The sequence below is a fragment of the Streptomyces javensis genome (assembly GCF_039525925.1).
Taxonomy (GTDB): domain Bacteria; phylum Actinomycetota; class Actinomycetes; order Streptomycetales; family Streptomycetaceae; genus Streptomyces; species Streptomyces asiaticus.
On record NZ_BAAAIF010000194.1, the window covers coordinates 1 to 3,935 of the forward strand.

2 protein-coding genes are annotated in these 3,935 nt (G+C 67.0%); both read left to right on the forward strand.

What is annotated here, in order from left to right:
- Positions 1–1,656, forward strand: a 1,656-nt coding sequence (locus ABD329_RS47430; RefSeq protein ID WP_344318216.1) for a type I polyketide synthase, incomplete at its 5' end; no start/stop codon positions are given.
- Positions 1,657–1,691: 35 nt separating this feature from the next.
- A partial coding sequence (locus tag ABD329_RS47435; protein WP_344318218.1) for a type I polyketide synthase occupies positions 1,692–3,935 on the forward strand: 2,244 nt, incomplete at its 3' end.

The following is a 3,935-nucleotide window of genomic DNA, read 5'->3' on the forward strand; positions in this document are numbered from 1 at the left end:
GTGCGGTGGTGGTTGGGTGAGGAGCGTTTGTTGGGGTCTCGTCTGGTGGTGGCCACCTGTGGTGCGGTCGCTACGGAGGCGGGTGAGGATGTGGCCGGCCTGGTGCAGGCTCCGGTGTGGGGGCTGTTGCGGTCGGTGCAGACCGAGAATCCCGGCCGGTTCCTCCTCCTGGACCACGACCCCGACCACGGCAGCGAGATCAGCCCCACTGCGGCGGACGCAGTGATGCGGGTCCTCGCTGCGGATGAGGAGTCCCAGCTGGCGGTCCGTGGCGGGACCGTCCTCGTCCCGCGCATGTCCCGCGTGGTGGCCAAGCCCGCAGTAGCCCCCGAGGTACCTGCGCCGCTGGTCTCCGGCGGCACGGTGTTGGTGACGGGCGCATCAGGTGTGCTGGCGGGTGTGGTGGCCCGGCATCTGGTGGCTGAGCACGGGGTGGAGCATCTGCTTCTTGCCAGCCGTAGGGGTCCGGAGGCCCCGGGGACGGTCGAGTTGGTGGCTGAGCTGGAGGCGGCGGGGGCGTCGGTCACCGTGGCTGCCTGTGATGTGGGCGACCGTGACGCCGTGCGTGAGCTGCTGGCGGCCGTCCCGGCGCAGCTTCCGCTGCGGGGTGTGGTCCACACCGCAGCGGTGGTGGATGACGGTGTCGTGGAGGGGCTGAGCGATGAGCGTGTCCAGCGGGTGCTGGCTCCGAAGGTGGATGGGGCCTGGCATCTGCATGAGCTGACGCGGGACATGGGGTTGGAGGCGTTCGTGCTGTACTCCTCCGTCGCGGCCACCCTCGGTGCCGGTGGGCAGAGCAGTTACGCGGCGGCCAACGCCTTCCTCGACGCCCTGGCCCAGCACCGCCACGCCCAGGGCCTGCCCGCCCTCTCCCTCGCCTGGGGCCTGTGGGCGCAGGCCAGCGGAATCACCCAGAACCTCAACGAGACCGACCTCGCCCGCATGGACAGGTTGGGGATCATTCCAATGGCCACAGAGGATGCCTTGGCGCTGTTCGATCGGTCGACGCATGCGGACCGTGCTGCGCTGCTGCCGGTGCGGTTGGACCTCAAGGCGTTCGGGGACCGGTCGATGCCCGTACCGCCGGTGCTGCGTCAGCTGGTACGCAGGCCGGTCCGGAAGGCAGCGGCCGGGAATGGCAGTGGCCCGGGCACCGAGTGGCGCGACTCGGTCGCCATGGTCGTTCCGGAGGAACGGGAGCGGCTGGTGCTGGACCTGGTCCGTACCCACGTCGCCACGGTGCTGGGACGAACCGATCCGTACGGCATCGAGGAGAGGCGAGCGCTCAAGGAGTTGGGCTTCGACTCCCTCACGGCGGTCGAGCTCCGAAACCAGCTCAGCAGTATCACCGGACTACGGTTGCCAACCACTCTGGTCTTCGACCATCCGACTCCAGCGGCCATTGCCAAGGTTCTGCTCAAGCAGATCGATGGGGCTCCGCAGACCACTGCGCAGGGCATCGTGAGCGAGATCGACAAATTGGAAGCGGCCCTTGCCGGCATTGACTGGGCCGATGCCGAGGCGGCCGTCGTTTCCACGCGCCTACGCGGGCTCCTCACTAAGTGGGGCAGGAGTTCCGGGTCGGATACGGAAGACCTCGGAACTGCATCGGCTGATGAACTTTTCAGCATTCTCGACGGCGAGCTGGAACGTTAAGGATCTCCGGGCGTAAAGGAAGGCGGGATAGACCCATGTCGGTTGACGAGAAGACTCTCGATTATCTGCGGCGTGCTACGGCCGACCTTCGCGATGCCCGTGGGCGTCTGCGTGAGTTGGAAGACCGTGCACACGAACCGATCGCCATCGTCGGCATGGCCTGCCGGTATCCGGGGAATGCCGCGTCGCCGGATGAGCTATGGACTCTGCTGGCCAACGGTGTGGACGTGCTCTCCGGATTCCCTGCCGATCGTGGGTGGGGGTTGGAGGATCTGTACGATCCGGATCCGGGTCGGCCTGGGAAGACCTATGCCGTGAGCGGCGGGTTCCTGCATGACGCGGCGGATTTCGATGCGGAGTTCTTCGGCATTTCTCCGCGTGAGGCGCTGGCGATGGATCCGCAGCAGCGGCTGCTGCTGGAGACGTCCTGGGAGGCAATAGAAGCTGCCGGGATCAACCCTTCCGAATTGAGCGAAACGCCAGTCGGGGTATTCATCGGAGCCAATGGTCAGGATTACCTTTCGCGGTTCCAGGACGACGCCGAAGACGGTGATGGGTATCTTCTGACGGGTAACACGGCCAGTGCCATGTCCGGCCGCCTTGCCTATGTGTTCGGTCTCGAGGGGCCGGCGGTGACGGTGGACACCGCGTGTTCCTCGTCACTGGTGGCCCTGCATCAGGCGAGTGTCGCGCTCCGCAGTGGTGAGTGCTCGATGGCCCTGGCCGGTGGGGCGACGGTGATGTCCACACCCATCGCATTCGTGGAGTTCTCGCGTCAGCGTGGTCTGGCGGCCGATGGTCGGTGCAAGGCGTTCGCCGAGGCGGCGGATGGCACTGGCTGGGGTGAGGGTGTTGGTGTGCTGTTGCTGGAGCGGCTCTCGGATGCTCGGGCGCGAGGGCATCGGGTGTTGGCGGTGGTGCGCGGTTCTGCGGTGAATCAGGACGGGGCGTCGAATGGGTTGACGGCGCCGAATGGTCCCTCGCAGGAACGGGTGATCCGGCAGGCGCTGGCCAACGCCCGGTTGTCGGCGGCGGACGTGGACGCGGTCGAGGGCCACGGCACCGGCACGAGGCTCGGCGATCCCATCGAGGCACATGCGCTGCTGGCCACCTACGGGCAGGGTCGGGAAGACGGTGGGCCGTTGTGGTTGGGGTCGTTGAAGTCGAACATCGGGCACACGCAGGCGGCTGCGGGTGTGGCCGGTGTGATCAAGATGGTCATGGCCCTGAACCGGGGGATGCTGCCGCGTACGTTGCATGTGGACCAGCCGTCCTCGCAGGTGGACTGGGATGCGGGCGCGGTGGAGCTGCTGACTGAGGCTGTTGCCTGGCCGCGTGGGGAGCGGGTGCGGCGGGCTGGTGTGTCTTCCTTCGGTGTGTCGGGGACGAATGCTCACGTCATCCTCGAGGAAGCGCCGGTGGACGAGGTCTCGAGTGTGGAGGTGGTTGTCGGTGGCGGGGGTGTGGTGCCGTGGGTGGTGTCGGGGCGTAGTGCGGGGGCGTTGGCGGCTCAGGCGGGCCGACTGCTGGAGTACGTGCGTTCCGCCCAGGCCGACGGTGGCGTGGACGTGGCAGGCGTAGGACGCGCCCTGGTGGGCTCGCGTGCGGTCTTCGAGCACCGTGCCGTGGTTTTGGGCTCGGATGTGGAGGAGCTGACCGCTGGACTCTCGGGGCTGGCGGAGAGCGAGTCCACCGCTGGTGCCGGTGGTGTGGTGGTGGGGCGTGTGCAGTCGGGGCGTGTGGCGGTGTTGTTTTCTGGTCAGGGGAGTCAGCGGGCGGGGATGGGGCGGGGTTTGTATGAGGCCTTCCCCGTGTTCGCATCAGCTTTTGATGAGGTGTGTGGATGCTTCGATGGGCTGCTGGGGCGGCCGTTGAAGGAGGTCGTCTTCGCCGATGCTGCTGCTCCTGGTGGTGAGGGGTTGTTGGATCGGACGGTGTTTACGCAGGCGGGGTTGTTTGCGTTGGAGGTGGCGCTGTTCCGGTTGATGGAGTCTTTTGGGGTGCGGGTGGATTTTCTGGCCGGTCACTCGATCGGTGAGGTGGTGGCGGCGTATGTGGCGGGTGTGTGGTCGTTGGGGGATGCCTGCACGTTGGTTGCGGCGCGTGGGCGGCTGATGCAGGATCTGCCTGCTGGTGGGGCGATGGCTTCGGTCCAGGCCTCGGCAGAGGAAATGGGCCAGGGCCTGGAGGTTCTTCGGGCTGGGGCTGGTGGGCTTGTGGGTGTGGTGGAGGTTGCGGCGGTTAATGGGCCGGATCAGGTGGTGGTCTCCGGTGAGGAG